Annotated in this window: 10 protein-coding genes; 5 read left to right on the top strand and 5 right to left on the bottom strand. The window is 53.7% G+C overall.

Annotated features, from left to right (window positions below; genetic code table 11):
- Positions 1–9: 9 nt before the first annotated feature.
- From ACO2Q8_RS10345 to ACO2Q8_RS10330, 4 genes are all read right to left on the bottom strand, one after another.
- A complete protein-coding gene (locus ACO2Q8_RS10345; protein ID WP_423344727.1) occupies positions 10–1,536 on the bottom strand; it encodes a SusD/RagB family nutrient-binding outer membrane lipoprotein in 1,527 nt (508 codons plus the stop codon).
- 18 nt (positions 1,537–1,554) lie between these two features.
- Positions 1,555–4,731 (bottom strand): SusC/RagA family TonB-linked outer membrane protein, encoded by a 3,177-nt coding sequence (locus ACO2Q8_RS10340; RefSeq protein WP_423344726.1) that lies wholly within the window; start codon positions 4,729–4,731, stop codon positions 1,555–1,557.
- Between the two features lie 249 nt (positions 4,732–4,980).
- Positions 4,981–6,432 carry a SusD/RagB family nutrient-binding outer membrane lipoprotein gene (locus tag ACO2Q8_RS10335; protein WP_423344725.1) on the bottom strand — a complete coding sequence of 484 codons (1,452 nt, stop codon included), beginning with the start codon at positions 6,430–6,432 and terminating at the stop codon, positions 4,981–4,983.
- A 101-nt stretch (positions 6,433–6,533) separates the two neighbouring features.
- On the bottom strand, positions 6,534–9,740 hold the full coding sequence (locus ACO2Q8_RS10330) for a SusC/RagA family TonB-linked outer membrane protein (protein WP_423344724.1): 3,207 nt from the start codon (positions 9,738–9,740) through the stop codon (positions 6,534–6,536).
- Positions 9,741–10,033: 293 nt separating this feature from the next.
- Between ACO2Q8_RS10330 and ACO2Q8_RS10325 the strand changes: the two genes are divergently transcribed.
- The 3 genes from ACO2Q8_RS10325 to ACO2Q8_RS10315 all read left to right on the top strand — a co-directional run bounded on the left by ACO2Q8_RS10325 (position 10,034) and on the right by ACO2Q8_RS10315 (position 13,104).
- Positions 10,034–11,407, top strand: coding sequence for a methyltransferase RsmF C-terminal domain-like protein (locus ACO2Q8_RS10325; protein WP_423344723.1), 1,374 nt, complete (start codon positions 10,034–10,036; stop codon positions 11,405–11,407).
- Positions 11,408–11,491: 84 nt separating this feature from the next.
- On the top strand, positions 11,492–12,322 hold the full coding sequence (locus ACO2Q8_RS10320) for an enoyl-ACP reductase FabI (RefSeq protein ID WP_423344722.1): 831 nt from the start codon (positions 11,492–11,494) through the stop codon (positions 12,320–12,322).
- 212 nt (positions 12,323–12,534) lie between these two features.
- Positions 12,535–13,104 carry an NADPH-dependent FMN reductase gene (locus ACO2Q8_RS10315; protein WP_423344721.1) on the top strand — a complete coding sequence of 190 codons (570 nt, stop codon included), beginning with the start codon at positions 12,535–12,537 and terminating at the stop codon, positions 13,102–13,104.
- Between the two features lie 82 nt (positions 13,105–13,186).
- On the opposite strand, the gene ACO2Q8_RS10310 is transcribed toward ACO2Q8_RS10315, so the two are convergent.
- A complete protein-coding gene (locus tag ACO2Q8_RS10310; RefSeq protein ID WP_423344720.1) occupies positions 13,187–14,812 on the bottom strand; it encodes a CehA/McbA family metallohydrolase in 1,626 nt (541 codons plus the stop codon).
- Positions 14,813–14,948: 136 nt separating this feature from the next.
- Here ACO2Q8_RS10310 and ACO2Q8_RS10305 point away from each other — a divergent pair, with 136 nt between their 5' ends.
- Positions 14,949–15,515: a hypothetical protein gene (locus tag ACO2Q8_RS10305; RefSeq protein ID WP_423344719.1), complete on the top strand. Its 567-nt coding sequence runs from the start codon at positions 14,949–14,951 to the stop codon at positions 15,513–15,515.
- Positions 15,515–16,336: a hypothetical protein gene (locus ACO2Q8_RS10300; RefSeq protein WP_423344718.1), complete on the top strand. Its 822-nt coding sequence runs from the start codon at positions 15,515–15,517 to the stop codon at positions 16,334–16,336. The genes ACO2Q8_RS10305 and ACO2Q8_RS10300 overlap by 1 nt, the downstream gene beginning before the upstream one ends.
- Positions 16,337–16,341 lie beyond the last annotated feature (5 nt).

Raw genomic sequence — 16,341 nt, 5'->3', positions numbered from 1 at the left:
ACTTTCCACTTATTTTTTATCCCACCATACGCGGGTATCCAGATCATCGGGCCCCTGCGCAGCCACCGCGGCTTTGTAGTTGTCGGTGTTAATGGTCTGTTCGGACAACGGATAACCTTGCCGACGCGGAATCTGCCCGCTGGTGTTCATGGCAGCCGGAGCCGGTTTCAGGGCCGGGTAGCCCGTCCGACGCCATTCTGACCAGGATTCGTAACCCTGGGTGTACAGCGCAATCCACTTTTGGGTACCAATCAGTTCGAGGGCTTTCGCTTCATCCCATTTCACTTTAGGCTGGGCCAGGTAGGAGGCCATGGTCGTATTGGCAAAAGCCTCTGTTGCCGAAGCTTTGCTTTTGTTGGCAACTTCCAGATCAAGTGCGGTGGCATTATCCGGTTTTTGAATCAACGGAATCTGGGCCGACCATTGCTCCCACGACGCTTTGATACCATCTTCGTAAAGTTTTTTGGCATCGCCCGTAATCCAGCCCAGTTTAACAGCCTCGGCCTGCGAAAAGAGCATTTGCGCATAGGTAATCAAAAACGCCGGAGAGGCCTGGTTCCGGATGGCATAGCCGGGCAGCGAAAGCCGCGCCGTCACGGCCGACGGGCTATCGACGCCGTACGGCATTGTAATGTAAGTCGACGCCCCCGAAGGCAGGTTCGCGAAAACCGTCAGACGGGGGTCTTTCGTTTCGATCAGAAAATCGCCCAGCGTGTTGCTGATCGCGTAGTCGATCCGGGTATCGAACCGGCTGTTCCAGGCGTTTTCGTAGTTCGCATCCGAGAGGTACGGGTACAGAATGTTGGCGGTATTTGAATTGATTACCCCCGCATTCAGGGCCTCGACAAACTCGGCTTTTCCCTTGGTCGGATCAACTTTCGAAAGCCGTAACGCCAGGATCAGCCGCAAGGAATTGGCAAATTGTTTCCAGCGGGCCGCATTTCCCCCAAACAGAATGTCTCCCTGCACGGCGGCACCACCGTCGAACTGGGCTACAGCTTCTTTCAATTCCTTGAAAAGATCATAGTAAATGTCTTTTTGCGCATCGTATTTTGGTTTGAAATTTTCACGCCCTTTGAGCGCGTCCGAGTAGGGTACATTGCCCCAGCGATCCGTGATGATGCTGAACAAATACGCTTTCTGGATGCGGGCTACGGCCAACTGGTTGTTGTTTCCCCCGCCTGCCAGAACCGTTGCCGTACTTTTCGTTTCCGGATCCGTATTCTGGTTGATGATAAACTGGAGGGAGGTCAGCGGCCCCGTATAAAACCCGTTGAAATCCTGTGGGATGGTGTTGTACCGCGATTCGGTCGTATACTGTACTTCCGACATTTGCTGCGTGTACAGCACAGGCAGGGCCGCCGTGGGTGTTCCGCCCCAGCCCCGGATCGCCCCGGTCAAAACCGCCGGCATGTTTGGGCTCGACGGGTTGTTGGGATCGACGTTAAGATCTTCAAAATCAGCCTCACAGCCACCCAACAGAAAGCCAGCCGCCAGCACGAATGCACGTAATGTATTGCTAAAAAATGTCTTCATAATTTCGGAATTGAATGATTAAAACCCAATGCGAACGTTGAACCCGGTCGAACGGATCGGGGGCTGCTGCCCACCTTCCCGCCAGTAGTAGCCCGAAGGCGATTTTTCCAGTTCAGACGGATCGATGCCCCCTTTCACTTTGCTGTAAATCAGGAAGGGATTACGCACAATGAGTGACACGTACACTTCGCGGAAGGGGGTTTTGGTAAGCAGGGTGCGCGGCAAGCCGTAGCCCAGTGAAATCTCCCGCATCTTGACGTACGTGGCATCCGAGGTCCAGTATTCACCGATCGATGACAGGCTGTGGAAGTAGGTTTGCGCCGGAATATACCGGGTGTTGGGCGTACCGTCGGCCAGCACCCCGTCGATCCGGATACCTCCGCCGTTGGCCACCGGATCACGCATGTTCACGCCTTTGTCGTTCAGCCCGACGGTTTCGGTCGTCAAGCCCGAATACGTTCCGTACCGCCGGGTGGTCGAGTGCATTTTGCCCCCCACACGCCAGTCGAAATTAAAGCGGAACATGATTCCTTTGTACGTAATGGTATTGAAAAAACCACCTTTGAACTTGGGCAGAATACTCCCCAGTTCCTGGTTGGTTTCGGTGACAAACTGGCCATTGGCCCCAACGACGTATTTGCCGTTGTTCGGATCATCGATCGGATTTCCGTCGGCATCGACAGCCTGATACCGTTTAATGGCCCGTCCGACGATCACGCCCCAGTCTTTGCCCGTCCGGGCGTTCAGGGATGACCCACCAGCCGTAGCCGGATCGAGTTGGTAGTTCGTCAACCCATCGGCCAGTTCGACCACTTTTGAATTGCTCCGGTCGAAGTTCACATCAAACTCCCAGCTAAAGTTGCCGGTTTTGACGGGTTGTGCGTTCAGGTGTACTTCAATCCCTTCGGAGGTAATATTACCGGCGTTAATCAGTGCGCTCGAATACCCGCTCGATCCCGGAACCGTCAACTGCAGAATCTGGTCCTTGTTATCCTGCTTGTAGGCCGTCACTTCCAGACCCAGCCGGTTGTTCAGGAATTTCAAATCGACGCCACCTTCGTACGAGCTGGAAAGCCCCGGCTTGAGCCCTTCATTCGGGAGCACTGTGGGTAAATACTGCGTCGGGTTACTGCCGTATGGATTGCCTGACGAGAAAACCGGGTTGATTTTGTACGGATCTACGTCGGAGCCAACCTGTGCATACGAAGCCCGGAGTTTTCCAAAGGAGAGAATATTCCCTGTGTTGAACAGCTCCGAAAAAATCAAGCTTCCGCCGATCGACGGATAAAAATAAGAGTTGTTGGCTTTCGGCAGCGTCGACGACCAGTCGTTGCGGGCGGTTACATCGATATACAACAGGTCGTTGTAATCGAAACTTAGCAAACCGTATACACTACGCACTTCCCGGTTGAATTGCTGGCTGGTCACGTTCGGACGGTCTTTCGACGCCCGAATGTTGTAAAATCCGGGAATAGCAAGGCCACCGACCGTACTTTCGGTTACCGCACTGGATGTATTTTCACGCAGGTTTGCGCCAAAATTTCCGTTTACGGAAAATTTACCAAACTTGTGGTTAACGGTCAGCAAACCTTCGTAGTTGTCTTCCCGTCCACGGGCCTGGTAAGCTCCGTAGCCATCGATGTTCAGGGTACCGGAAGCGACCCGGTAATCACCGTAGCGGTTCAGGAAGTCCCGGCGAGCAATGACCGACAGTTTCAGCCAGTCGGTAAACTGGTAGTGCAGTCCGAAATCCCCGAAGATTTTCTCGCGGGCTTCACCGGAGGTGTTTTCGTAAATCTCGGTATACGGGTTATCCCAGTACAGCGGTTTGGTATTTTCAGGACTTGTAATGTTCCAGCTCCGGAACGTTCCATCCGGATTTTTGTAGACTTTGAGGTGTTCCAGGTCCAACTGGCGCTGAAACCACTGGCTGTAGGAACCGATGGTCTGGTTACCGTACTGATCGAGCGGCCGGTTTTTCGTTTTTTCGTAGACGTAGTTCAGGTTGAGCGTCGTACTCAGTCGGCTGTTGAGCTTTAGATCGATTTTCGCACTCAGGAAGTCTTTTTTCTGAGACGTATTGGGCACGACTCCCGTCACATTCAGGTTCGTGTACGAAACCCGGACCCCGTAGTTATCGCCAGCTTTGTTGATGCTGATGTTGTTGTTCAGGTTGACGCCGGTATTGTAGAAATCGCGAACATTGTTCGGCTGGGGCGTAAACGGAACGAGTTTGCCAAATTCGGGATCAGACGGATACCAGGAGTACCAGGGGCGGTGCAGGGTTCCGTCCATTTTCGGCCCCCAGCTTTCATCAGCCGAGTAATCCAGGATATTATGCCCGTCGAAAGCCGCCCAGGAAGCCGGATGAACCGTCGGATCGTATTCAAACTTAATCCAGTCCTGCGAATACCCTCCGCCGTATTCGTTCTGGTAGTCAGGCAGCAGACTCACCCGGTCGAAGGTGGTGCTGTGGTTAATTTCAACCCCAAGTCCCTGACCGGCTTTCCCTTTTTTTGTCGTAATCACCACAACCCCCGCCGAGGCCCGGTTTCCGTACAGGGCCGTGGCCGCCGGTCCTTTCAGAACGTTCAGCGACTCGACATCGTCCATGTTGACAAACGCAATGTCGGTCGGCGTTCCGTCTACGACGTATAACGGATCACCGCCACTCAGGGAGTTGACCCCGCGAATCCGGATGCTGGGGGTACCGAAGGCCGCCCCGGAAGCGCCAAGAACCTGTACCCCGGCTACTTTTCCGGCCAGAGCATTGGCCACGTTCGTTTCGCGGGCAACGGTTAACTTGTCGGCTTTGATTTCCTGCGAAGACGAACTGAGCGACCGTTTTTCCCGGCTGATTCCCAATGCGGTTACCACAACCTCCTGCAATTGCGAGGCATCCGGTTGCAGCTTGACATCGACCGTAGTACGGTTTCCCACTTCGATATCGACCGTTTTGAAACCAATAAATGAAAACGTCAGCGTACGGGATTCCGTCGGAACACTGAGGGTATATTCGCCGGCCGAATTCGTGCTGGCCCCTCGTGCGGTTCCCTTGACAACAACATTGACCCCCGGAAGTGGGGAGCCGTCTTCGCCCGAAGTTACTTTTCCGGATAAGGTCCGGGTTTGGGCATACAGAAGTCCGGTTGTGCCGCAGAGACACAACAGTGTAAATAGTAAAGTTTTGTACATATGTTACGCTTAGGTTAATGAAAGCAACAGCTAATTTAAACAAAATAATATTGCGCCAACTCTAATTTAATTAAAATTTAATTTTATCATACTTAAACATTGTAAAACTATATATCCTATTATTTTGATTATATAAACTATTAAATAGTTCGTATTTTCTTAATGAACCGCATAGGCTAAAACAAAAAACACCCCTTACCAAGACTGGTAAGGGGTGCTTCAAAACACGGGATGTATGACTGAGATTTGTTACTGCTTATCCCACCAAACCCGGGTATATGGCGTATCGGGGCCCTGGCTGGCAATGACAGCGTTGTAATTTTCGGTGTTCAGTGTCCCTTCTGTATTGACCGGGTAAGCCAGGCGACGCGGAATGTCGGTCCCCCCGTTGAGGGGTGAAGCTGCCGGTTTCAAAACCGGGTAGCCCGTCCGGCGCCACGAGTTCCAGGCCGAAGTTCCCTGGTTAAACAGGGCAATCCAGCGCTGGGTTGCAATTTGCTCAATCCCTTTGGCATCCGAGTAAGCTACATCCGGCTGGGCAATGTAAGTGCTATAGGCCGCATCCGTATACGCTGTTCCCATCCACTGTTGCAGGGAAGCCTTGATGGCAGCTTCATACAATGTTTTGGCGCTTCCCGTCGTCCAGCCCAGTTTAGCGGCTTCAGCCTGTGCAAACAGCACCTCCGCATAAGTCAGAATATTAGCCGGAGCGTTTTGGGCGGCTACCGTTGACGCGGCCAGCGAGAAGTTCTGCGCCGGGCCGGTTGCCGGAAAAACCGCGTACGGAACGCCCACGTACTCCCCACGCTGGTTGGGAGCCGCAATGTATGGCAAACGCGGATCACTCACTTTCTTCAGGTAATTGATGAATACATCGCTCACCGCAAAATCTTTCCGGTTGCTCCGTACGTAGTTCGTGTACAGCGGATTTTCGTTATTGGCATCCGCCAGGAACGTGTAGCGAACATTGTCGGCATTCGAGGCCAGTACGCCATCGGCCAAAGCCGCCGTAAACTCGGCCTTCCCCTTCGCCGGGTCGACTTTCGACAACTGGAGAGCCATCAGCATACGTTGCGAAGCTGCAAACTTTTTCCAGCGGGCTGCGTTACCGCTCAACAGAATATCCCCGCGAACCGTCGTCCCTGCGTCGAACTGGGCTGCGGCTTCCTTGTACTCCTTGAACAGGTCGTTGTAAATATCCTGCTGCTTGTCAAAGGCCGGGGAGAAATTCTCCGCACCTTTCAGCGCCTGTGAGTACGGAATATCACCCCAACGGTCGGTCATCCACTGGTAGATGTAGGCTTTCAGGATCCGGGCGATAGCAATCTGGTTGTTGTTCGATCCGTAGATAGCCACACCGGCCCGCGTACTTTCGTTGGTATTCTGATCAATAATGGCCTGAAGGTTCACCAACGGTCCGGCATACAGGCCGTTGTAGCTAAAATTGATCGTTTTGTACCGTGAATCCTCAATGTAGATCACGTCACCGTACTGCTGCACGTACAAAGCCGGTACGATGTTAAAACCGCCCGGACCTACCTGACTATTCATGGTGCCAACGGTCCGAATGGCTCCCGTGAACAAACTGGCGGTATTGGGTTGCAGCGGACTATTGGGATTGACGTTCATTTCCTCGAAATCGCTACAAGCGACCGTCGTGAGCATCACCCCGGCAAAGAGAAGGGATTTATACAGTTTCATAATATCTGATTTGAGAACGAATTGCTACCGAAACTAAGGATTATAAGCTCATATTTTATAACGTTTATTTGAGCTATTTTTATCCGTCGCTTCCACATTTTTTAGAAGCCTAAACGCAGGTTTACCCCGAACGAGCGTACCGGCGGCAACTGACCACCTTCGTACCACAGCGTTTCGGATTCGGAGATGTCGATACCGCCACCAATGGCACTGTAAATCAGCAAAGGGTTCCGGGCAATGAGCGAAACGTTTGCCGATTTAACCCATCTTCCCAGCAGGCTTTTGGGCAGGTTGTAGCCTACCGAAATCTCGCGCAGTTTGATGTACGATTTGTTGTAAATCCAGTATTCGTTCAGGGCAAACAACCAGCCGGAGTACAGCGTCTGCGCATCAACGCGGGTCGTGTTCGGCTGGCCATCTTCGGTGACTCCTTCCAGCAGAATACCGCCACCGCTGGCCGGATCATCCCGCTTTGGATTGCCGAGTTCGTTCAAACCGGCGGTTTCGGCACCCAGACCCGAGTAGTTGTTGAACATCTTGGTCGTTGAGAAGAACTTACCCCCGGCAATGAAGTCGGCGTTGATCCGCAACGACAAGCCTTTATAGGCCAGGGTATTCAACCAGCCTCCTTTGAATTTCGGCAGCACCGAACCCAGCTCGACGTTTTCTTCCTTGATGTACAAACCGGCGTTCGGACCGCTTCCGTACACCATCCGGTTCCCGTTGGCGTCTTTCTTGATGCCCTGACCAACCAGCATTCCCCATTCTTTGCCTTCACGGGCGTTCAGGGTTAGTGTCCGCCACTGCGGGCCGTCAATCTGGTAGTTGGTCAACCCATCTTGCAATTTGACGACTTCCGACCGGTTGCGGTCGAGGTTGATGTCGAACTCCCAGGTGAAACCGGAAGCCGAGCGAACCGGCACGGCGTTGATGTGCAGTTCCAGACCCGTCGTACGGATCAACCCGGCGTTGATCACCGCGTTGGTGTAACCGCTCGTCGGCGTTACGGGTACCGGAATGATCTGATTTTTGTTATCGTTGCGATAGGCCGTAAACTCAACCCCGATCCGGTTGTTCAGGAAACGCAGATCAATCCCACCTTCGTACGACGACGACAGACCCGGCTGAAGGTTGGCATTGGGCAGCGTACCCGGCAAAAACAGGGTTGCATTGTTTGAATACGGCGTACCGGAATTATACGCCAGTGACGTCTGGTAAGGCCCTACGTCCGTACCCACCTGTGCATAACCCGCCCGGATTTTTCCGTACGACAAAATGCTGTTCTGCGGAATCAATTCCGAGAACACCAACCCGGCCGACAGAGAAGGATACAGGTACGAATTGTTCGCTTTCGGCAGCGTAGAAGCCCAGTCGTTCCGGATTGATCCTTCCACAAAAACGAAGTCTTTGTAGCCTAAGCTCACGTTTCCAAACAAACTGTTTACCTGCCGCTCGAACAGGTAATTTTGGGCCACCGGCCGGTCGATTGAAGCCGAGATGTTGTAGAAATTCGGTGCTGAAAGCCCCCCGACGGTGGCCTGGAACTGACCATCGATGCGGTTGTAGCGGATGTTTCCCCCGACGTTGGCAACGACCGACCAGTCGGCAATATCCTGGTTGTAGCTCACCAGCGCTTCGTAGTTGTTCTCGCGCGCACTGGCTCCGAAAGTAGCATAGGCTCCCAAGCCGCCAGCATTCAGCGTTCCCTGCGCCACGCGCGATTCCTGCGTGAAGTAGTTCTGATCACGCCGAACCGTCGCCGAAGCTTTCAGAAACGGCGTGATTTCGTACGTCAAACCAATATCTCCGAACAAACGATCGCTGCGGTTGCTGTTCGTATTCTCATAGACCTGCGTGTACGGGCTGTCCCAGTATTTCGGACGGGGATCGGTGGGGCCACCGATGTTCCAGCTCCGAAACGTACCATCGGGATTTTTGTAGTTCCGCAGATCGTCAATGCTCAACTGGCGCTGAAACCACTGGTTGAACTGGCCCACGGTCTGGTTGTAGCCATTGAGAGTCGCGTTGGAAATACCAAGTGGGCTGTTTGAAGGCGTTGTCCCTCCTGATGAACCATACCGGTCGGCGGGCAGGTTTTGGGTCTGAAATGCCGTGTAGTTGATGTTCAGGTTGGCCGACAGCTTACTGCCAAACCGGATCGTATTTTTGGCGCTCACAAAGTCGCGGGTTTGCGACGAATTCGGTACAATCCCGTTGTTGATGATGTGCGTGTAGGAAATCCGGCTCTGGAACGCTTCGGTTCCGCGCGAGAACGCAATGTTGGTGTTGTTGCTGATCGGCTTGGCAAAAAAGTCACGCACATTGTTCGGGTTGGCCGAGTAAGGCGTCAACTGACCGAACTGCGGGCCTTGCTGCCACGAAAACGCCGAGCGGTGTGGAGAACCGTCGAGACGCGGCCCCCAGCTTTCATCGGCGGCATAATCCAGAATTTTTTGTCCGTTGAACGAAGCCCAGGAAGCCGGGTGAAGTGCTGGATCGTATTCAAACGTCATCCACTCCTGCGAATAGCCCCCGCCGTATTCGTTCTGGTAATCAGGCAGCATGCCCACCATATCGAGCGTGGTGCTGTGGTTGATATCCAACTTGGTTTCTCCGGCTTTGGCGCGCTTGGTCGTAATGACGATAACCCCCGCCGAGGCCCGGTTTCCGTACAAGGCCGTTGCCGAAGGCCCTTTCAGCACCGACAGGTTTTCGACATCATCCATATTGACTTGGCTCACATCCGTCGGCGTACCATCTACGACGTACAGCGGATCACCACCGGTCAGCGAGTTGACCCCACGAATCCGGATGCTGGGGCTACCGAATTTGGCCCCCGACTGCCCCAACACCTGCACCCCGGCGATTTTACCGGCCAGGGCATTAGCCACGTTCGGGTCACGGGCGATGTTCAGTTTTTCCTGTTTCAGTTCCTGCACGGCGTAGTTCAGGGCTTTCTTCTCGCGCGAAATACCGAGGGCGGTTATCACAACTTCCTGAAGTGTTGATGCGTCGGGTTGCAGCACCACATCCACGACGGAACGGTTGCCAATTGAAACGTCCGTCGTTTTAAAACCGATAAATGAGAAAGTCAGTGTTCCGGCGTTGTTGTCTACACTGAGTGTGTATTCGCCGTTCGTGTTCGTCGTAGCCCCTCGGGAAGTTCCTTTCACAACGATGTTGACGCCGGGAAGCGGAGAGCTATCCTCGGCTGAAGTCACCTTCCCGGAAATCGAACGCGTCTGGGAAAAGGCGATGCCGACTGTACCGATCAGGCACAATGAGGCAATCAGTAAACGTTTAAACATGTTTTTAGCTTAGGTTAATGAAACTACTCTCCATTCACTAAACAGAGTTACTAAATGGTAGAATGAAGTTACAACAAAACATTCTTTTGTCAATATGTATATACACCGCTATAAACACCTATTAATTAGACAGAACCGGGAAATGAAACTATATAAAAACAAGCAAAAATAAACACTAACATATTCGTAGTCAGCGGATTATGTTTGAACCTAACCTTCTTTCACGAATTGACTTTTTGGACATTGAAATCTGATTGAATGGGACAACTCACTTTGTAAAGTAACTTTACACCATGACCGAAACGACCTTACCGACTGCCTTCCGCCAACGGATGCACCAGCAACTGGGCGCTGAGTATCCGGCATTTCTGGATGCCCTGCAGCAACCGCCCCCGGTCAGCATCCGGGTCAATCCGCAAAAGCCGGTTTTGCCGACCAACGGGCTGCATTCGGTACCGTGGTGCTCCGCCGGTTTTTATTTGCCAACGCGACCGGTTTTCACACTCGATCCGCTGTTTCAGGCCGGAGCCTTCTATGTGCAGGAAGCCTCGTCGATGCTGCTGGCCGAAGCCCTGGGACAAACCGCCCGGTTACAGCGTCCGCTGCGCGTGCTCGATCTGTGTGCCGCGCCCGGTGGCAAAAGCACCTTGCTGGCTTCGCTCCTGACACCCGACAGCCTGCTGGTTTGCAACGAGGTGATTCGGAGCCGGGTGCCGGTTTTGCGGGAAAACCTGGAGAAATGGGGGCTGCCGAATGTGGCCATCAGCAACCACGACCCGGAAGATTTCAGAGCACTGAACGGTTTTTTCGATCTGGCGCTGGTCGATGCGCCCTGCTCGGGCGAGGGCCTGTTTCGAAAAGATCCGGAGGCCATGCTCGAATGGTCGGAAGACAACGTGCGGATTTGCGCGGCCCGCCAGCAACGGATTCTGACCGCAGCGGCCCCCCTGCTGTGCGACGACGGCCTGCTCTGCTACAGCACCTGTACGTATAATGAGGAGGAAAATTTGAACAATGCGGCCTGGTTGAGTGAGCAGGGCTTTGAACCGTTATCGCTCGACCTGCCCGACGCCTGGGGCGTGGTCGAAAAAACGGCCGGAAAAGCCGTCGGTTACCAGTGTTACCCAAACCGGGTGCAGGGCGAAGGCTTTTTTCTGAGTGTCTTTAAAAAGAAACAGCGCTCCAGCCCGGAGATGGCCGTTCCCCGGGCATTCCGGTCGATGAAACCGGTTCCGAACTGGCAGCAGAAAACGCTTCTTTCCTACCTGAAGAACCCAAAGGCGTTTTCTTTTTACGTCAAACCGAATGGCGACGTGTACGCCATCCCGGAAGCCATTTCGGCCGAGCTGCGCGTGCTGGATTCGGCTTTACACAACAAAGGATTTGGGCTGGAAATGGGTACGTTCAAGGGTGACGACTTCATTCCGGCACACGCCCTTGCGCTCAGTACGGCCATCGCCGAAAACCTTCCGGCCATCGACCTGACCCGGGAAGAAGCGATGCGGTTTTTTAAAAAAGAAAACCTGGTGCTCGATAAACCGGTGAAAGGCTGGCTGCTTGCCCGGTATGAAGGGCTGAATTTGGGCTGGCTCAAGGGCGTCGGCAACCGGGTCAACAATTATTTACCGAAAGAATGGCGCATCCGGATGGATATTAAAGAATATTAGGGCATTCCGGAAAAGAAAATACTTAATTCTTAACTTTGCCCTCTTCTGAATGGACACGATCACCGAATCAAAGCAACTTAATTCATGGCTTACGGATTATTGAAAGGCAAGCGAGGAATCATTACGGGTGCATTGGACGAAAAATCCATCGCCTGGAAAGTAGCCCTGAAGGCGAAAGAAGAAGGCGCTACCTTTACGCTCACCAACGCCCCGCTCGCAATGCGGATGGGAGCCATCAAGCAACTGGCCGAGCAGTGCGAAGCTGAAATCATTCCCGCCGATGCCACGTCGGTGGAAGACATTGAAAACCTGTACACGAAATCCATCGATATATTGGGTGGTAAAATCGACTTCGTGCTGCACTCGATCGGCATGAGCCCGAACATCCGCAAAAACCGCCCCTATGGCGATATGAATTACGAGTGGTATCAGAAAAGCCTCGATATTTCGGCACTTTCGTTCCACAAAATGATGCAAACCGCCGAAAAACTGGACGCCATCAACGAGTGGGGTTCCATCGTGGCGTTGAGCTACATTGCCGCCCAGCGGACGTTTGCATTCTACACCGACATGGCCGACGCCAAAGCCATGCTCGAATCCATCGCCCGGGGCTACGGCTACCGGTACGGCAAGCTGAAAAACGTGCGAGTCAATACCGTGTCGCAGTCGCCGACGGTCACGACGGCCGGTGCGGGCATCGGCGGGTTTGATGTGTTCTACGAATACGCCCAGTTGATGTCTCCGCTCGGCAACGCCACCGCCGAAGATTGCGCCAGCTACATCGTCACGCTCTTCAGCGACCTGAGCCGCATGGTGACCATGCAGAATCTCTACCACGATGGCGGTTTCTCGGCCGTCGGCGTCTCGGAAGACCTCGCCATGAAACTCATGCAGGCCCACCAGCAACAGCAATAAGCTGAACAACAGCAAGACCAGGATTACCGGAAGCCTTCCAACGTTCGTTTGGAAGGCTTCTGCTTTTTTCGGCAAGGTGGTCATTGGGGCAAGCCGAGAACATTTGCCGGTTGGCGGGCGTTCAGGAAAGAACACGGTCTGGCAGTTTTGACCCCGATTTGGCGGAATAAGTCGGCACGAAGCCCCGTTCAACGAACCCAGTTAGTTCTAGCATGTACAACCTGAAAATCATTAACTCGACTGTCCGGCCGAGCCGAAAAGGCCCGCTGGTGGTGGCCTGGATCACAGAATTAGCCCGGCAACACGGCGGTTTTAACGTTGAGGTACTCGATCTGGCGGAAATCAACCTGCCGTTCATGAATGAAGCCGCACACCCGCGCCTGAAGCAGTACCAGCACGAGCACACCAAAAAATGGAGCGTGACCATTGACGAAGCCGACGCCTTTCTGTTCGTCACCGCCGAATACGACCACAGCTACCCGGCGCCGTTGAAAAATGCGCTGCAATACCTGGTGCAGGAGTGGGCTTATAAAGCTGCGGGGATTGTCAGCTACGGCGGCATTTCGGCCGGAACCCGGGCCGCCACCAGCCTGAAAGCTGACCTGATCGCCCTGAAAGTGGTGCCGCTGTTCGAAGCTGTTCACCTACCGTTCTTCGATCAGTTCATCACCGAAGAAGAAGAATTTGTGCCAACCGAATCCAGCAACAAAGCCGCTCAGCTCATGCTCAACGAATTGATCCGCTGGACAAAAGGGATGTTAGTGGTTCGGGGGAATAAATAAGGTTAACCCCTAAATCCCCTGAAGGAAACTTGGAAACAGCTTTATTTGGATGCAAAAGTCCCCTTCAGGGGATTTAGGGTTATCATTTCAACCGCTTCTTCAACCCTTCGATCACCTCGCGCGTTTCAGCGATGCGGGTTTTCAGGCCTTTTTTGTAATACCATAACCGCATTTCCGGGTTCTGACTCTCCTTTTCCATCTCCTGCTCAATTTCCCGCAGGTAACCTTCGCTCAGCTCCAAGTACCGGTCAGCGGTGGCTGGATTGTGAAAACCGCTCCCGTCGACGGTCACGTAAACCGGCGTTGTGTGGGCCGCCTGCTGCGGACCGGCGAAGCACCGCACAGCCAGCCAGATGCCGCGCGTCAGGGTATCTAGGTTCAGTTTCAGCGTCAGTTGACTGGCCGATTGCCCCGGTTCATCATTCCGAACACTCGCCAGCATTTTCCCGTGACCGATCAGTTCAATCCGGTCCAGCGGCACCTGACTGGCATGACCGAAGGCCGTGGCTGCAATCACCAGTTTGTTACCTTTTTTCAGATTCAGCCGGTCGCCGGGCCGGGCGTCGTTAACGCGCAAATCCAGCATCGGTCCGCTGGTGGCAAACGTGTTTCCCGCTTTCAAACCGGTTTTCCACGACTGGTTAGTCAGCGGTCCATCGGTATAAACATAAAACCGGGCGTTACCGATCCGCGCCGAACGCTCGGGCGGGCCGTGGCCGTGGTCCTGCCCGCACCACGGAAAGTCGGAACCGGCCGTAGCCGTCACCGGAAAACCCAGATCGAGCAAGTGGTAGTAATGAACCGTGCGTAACGGCGTTTCGTCGACGCAGTATTGCAGGATTTCGAGCACATCGACCTTACCCCGCAGGCCGTCGAGGGTCAGGCCCCGGTAGCCGTGGAAGGTTTCGGCGTGGTGCGCGTAGCCCGTCAGTCCGCCCAACTCGTGGAGTTTATCAAAAACCGTATCATAATGGTAATACTCTTTCGAAAACCGCACCTTGTCCGACGCACCGTAGCCCAGCGCGTGGCCGAGTTCGGGCGTTCGGGGATCTTCCTGTCCCGAAACGAGCAGGTAATTGTCCCGTCGGTAAACACCCGATTCGCCAAACGCGTACTGCGGGTAATACGTCTCCCAGAAGTCGCCCATGCGCAGCAGCACGCCCACACGCACGTCTTCGGCCTGTAACCAACTCATCAGCAGCGGGTCTTCGCGCGGGGAACGCCGGATGTGAATGTGGCCGTCGGTCGAATACCAGCCCCGGGCCGCCATGTCGATCCAGCGCGCCAGGCGGTACGTTTTTTTCTGCGGTTTTCCGGCCAGAACAACGATCTGGTGCTGCTGATCCAGAAACTCCGGACCTTTCGACAACGCAAGCTGGTAGGTTCCGGGCGGCAAGGCCAACCGAAACCGGCCATCGACGTAAAACGAGCTATCCGGCTGAAAACCGTAGCCGTCGGCATGGTCCCACAACCCATACATGACGCCGATGGCTTCGTTCGGCAGCGTCTTCACAACCCGGCCTTTTTGGGTTAGGCGCACCCGCACAGGCGTTGGGTTGGTCGTGCCCGCCGTCACGACTACCTCGAGTTGTCCGGTTCGGGCAGGTTGCGCCCAAACCAGCTTCTCCCCCGCCAGCGCTAGCCAAATAACTGCTATATACCCGAACCAACGACTTCTTTTTTGGCCCCCAACCGGTAATTTACCCATGTTCCCAACGTTGTCACTACAATAACTTTACGCTTCTTAAAAGCATTAATTTTCGGCAAATACTCCGCTTTCTCAAATTCTTTTGCTTACTTACCTGTCGCCTTTTCCTCTTTTTCAGGATTAACCACGATTAGCAATGTCTGTCGTACCAGTGATTCGGAGCAAGTACGGTTTTTATCGGAAACTGCTGCGGGAGCATAAATACGTGCTCCGGGACGCGGTCGATGTGGTGAAAGTCGCCGGAAATGTTCCGTTTCTGGAAGGCAAAACCCACGTCACCCACAGCGACCTCGACGCCGAGATTACACTGGCGGTGCGGGTCCGAAGCACGGACCACGATTTTTATCTGTTTGAGCTACGGTGTGCCGAATTGAGCGACGAGCCATTTTTTCAGTTTCACAGCGACGGCTGTGCCCACCGCAATGCCGACGAGGCTGTTCCGCTGGCCGAGCAGCGCATCACGACGCCCCATTTCAACCGGTTTAACCAGCAGGGCGCGGCTGTTACCTACAAACCGGAGCCCGAAGCTCCCGGGAAAGAACCGGACCCCGCCAACGCAATTAACCGGAACATGGTTTATTTTTGCCAGGAGGCCAAACTAAACCTGCGTGACGACGAATTCCCGCTCGTTCGGGTATTGCCCAACGCGCTCCCGCTGCACGTAACCCAGAAAGATCCCAATTCAACGGTTTTGTTTTTGTGATGGTTTTCGAAGAGATCTATAACGACATCAAACACGCTTTCGGCCAGCTCTGGACGTTCAAGGAGCGCGGGAAGTCGCTGGAAATCATCACGCCTTACACCACGACTTCCCAAAAATTCATTTCCGTTTTTCTTTCTTATAAAGACGACGAATACATCGTTTCCGACGGCGGCTGGCTCGACAACGGTTTTTACGACAACACGTTTAATCTGGAAGACGACGCTTTCCGGAAAATCGCCCACCATTATTTCAACGCCTTCGGCATCAAGGAGATCAAGGGGCCGAGCCAGAAGACGTATTTTTACAAAAAAACGATTACGCCCATTGCCGTTCCGTCGCTGGTCTTCGACCTGTCGAGCTTTATTGCCGCGATGGTCAGCACGGCGGAAATTGAGTTTGTCGAACGCGAAGAACGCGAAGTGAAAGAGCAGTTCCGGCGGTCGGCCAACGACTTTCTGCAAACGGTTTTTCCGAAAGAAAAAGTGGATTTGGGCGTTTACCTCGATGAGCAAAAGCAAATCCGGCTGCACGCGGTGGTCAAACAGTCGTCGTCGCGGCTTGTTCTGATCAATTACATCACCGGCAGCAATCCGTATTTTTTCAATAACAGCATCACCAAAACCAACTTCCTGTTCGAACTGGCCGACAAATCGCCCGTGGGCCGGTTTGTCAAACGCAAGATTTCGCTGATCGACAACACGGCGACCGGCTACGTGCCCACCCGCATTGCCACGTTCATCAACCACCTGCTCGAAAATACCGGCTCCGAAAAAATCGACTGGTCGGAGCGCGAAAAACTGGGCAAAATCGAGCTTGTCTGACGATT

The organism is Larkinella sp. VNQ87, from assembly GCF_049445795.1.
Lineage (GTDB): Bacteria > Bacteroidota > Bacteroidia > Cytophagales > Spirosomataceae > Larkinella.
This window is presented reverse-complemented; position numbering and strand designations above follow the sequence as displayed.

Bases quoted from the DNA above. Each gene is read 5' to 3' on its own strand.
- ACO2Q8_RS10335 (WP_423344725.1), bottom strand. From the start codon at position 6,432: ATGAAACTGTATAAATCCCTTCTCTTTGCCGGGGTGATGCTCACGACG.
- ACO2Q8_RS10330 (WP_423344724.1), bottom strand. From the start codon at position 9,740: ATGTTTAAACGTTTACTGATTGCCTCATTGTGCCTGATCGGTACAGTC.
- ACO2Q8_RS10320 (WP_423344722.1), top strand. From the start codon at position 11,492: ATGGCTTACGGATTATTGAAAGGCAAGCGAGGAATCATTACGGGTGCA.
- ACO2Q8_RS10310 (WP_423344720.1), bottom strand. From the start codon at position 14,812: ATGGGTAAATTACCGGTTGGGGGCCAAAAAAGAAGTCGTTGGTTCGGG.
- ACO2Q8_RS10325 (WP_423344723.1), top strand. From the start codon at position 10,034: ATGACCGAAACGACCTTACCGACTGCCTTCCGCCAACGGATGCACCAG.
- ACO2Q8_RS10305 (WP_423344719.1), top strand. From the start codon at position 14,949: ATGTCTGTCGTACCAGTGATTCGGAGCAAGTACGGTTTTTATCGGAAA.
- ACO2Q8_RS10340 (WP_423344726.1), bottom strand. From the start codon at position 4,731: ATGTACAAAACTTTACTATTTACACTGTTGTGTCTCTGCGGCACAACC.
- ACO2Q8_RS10300 (WP_423344718.1), top strand. From the start codon at position 15,515: ATGGTTTTCGAAGAGATCTATAACGACATCAAACACGCTTTCGGCCAG.
- ACO2Q8_RS10315 (WP_423344721.1), top strand. From the start codon at position 12,535: ATGTACAACCTGAAAATCATTAACTCGACTGTCCGGCCGAGCCGAAAA.
- ACO2Q8_RS10345 (WP_423344727.1), bottom strand. From the start codon at position 1,536: ATGAAGACATTTTTTAGCAATACATTACGTGCATTCGTGCTGGCGGCT.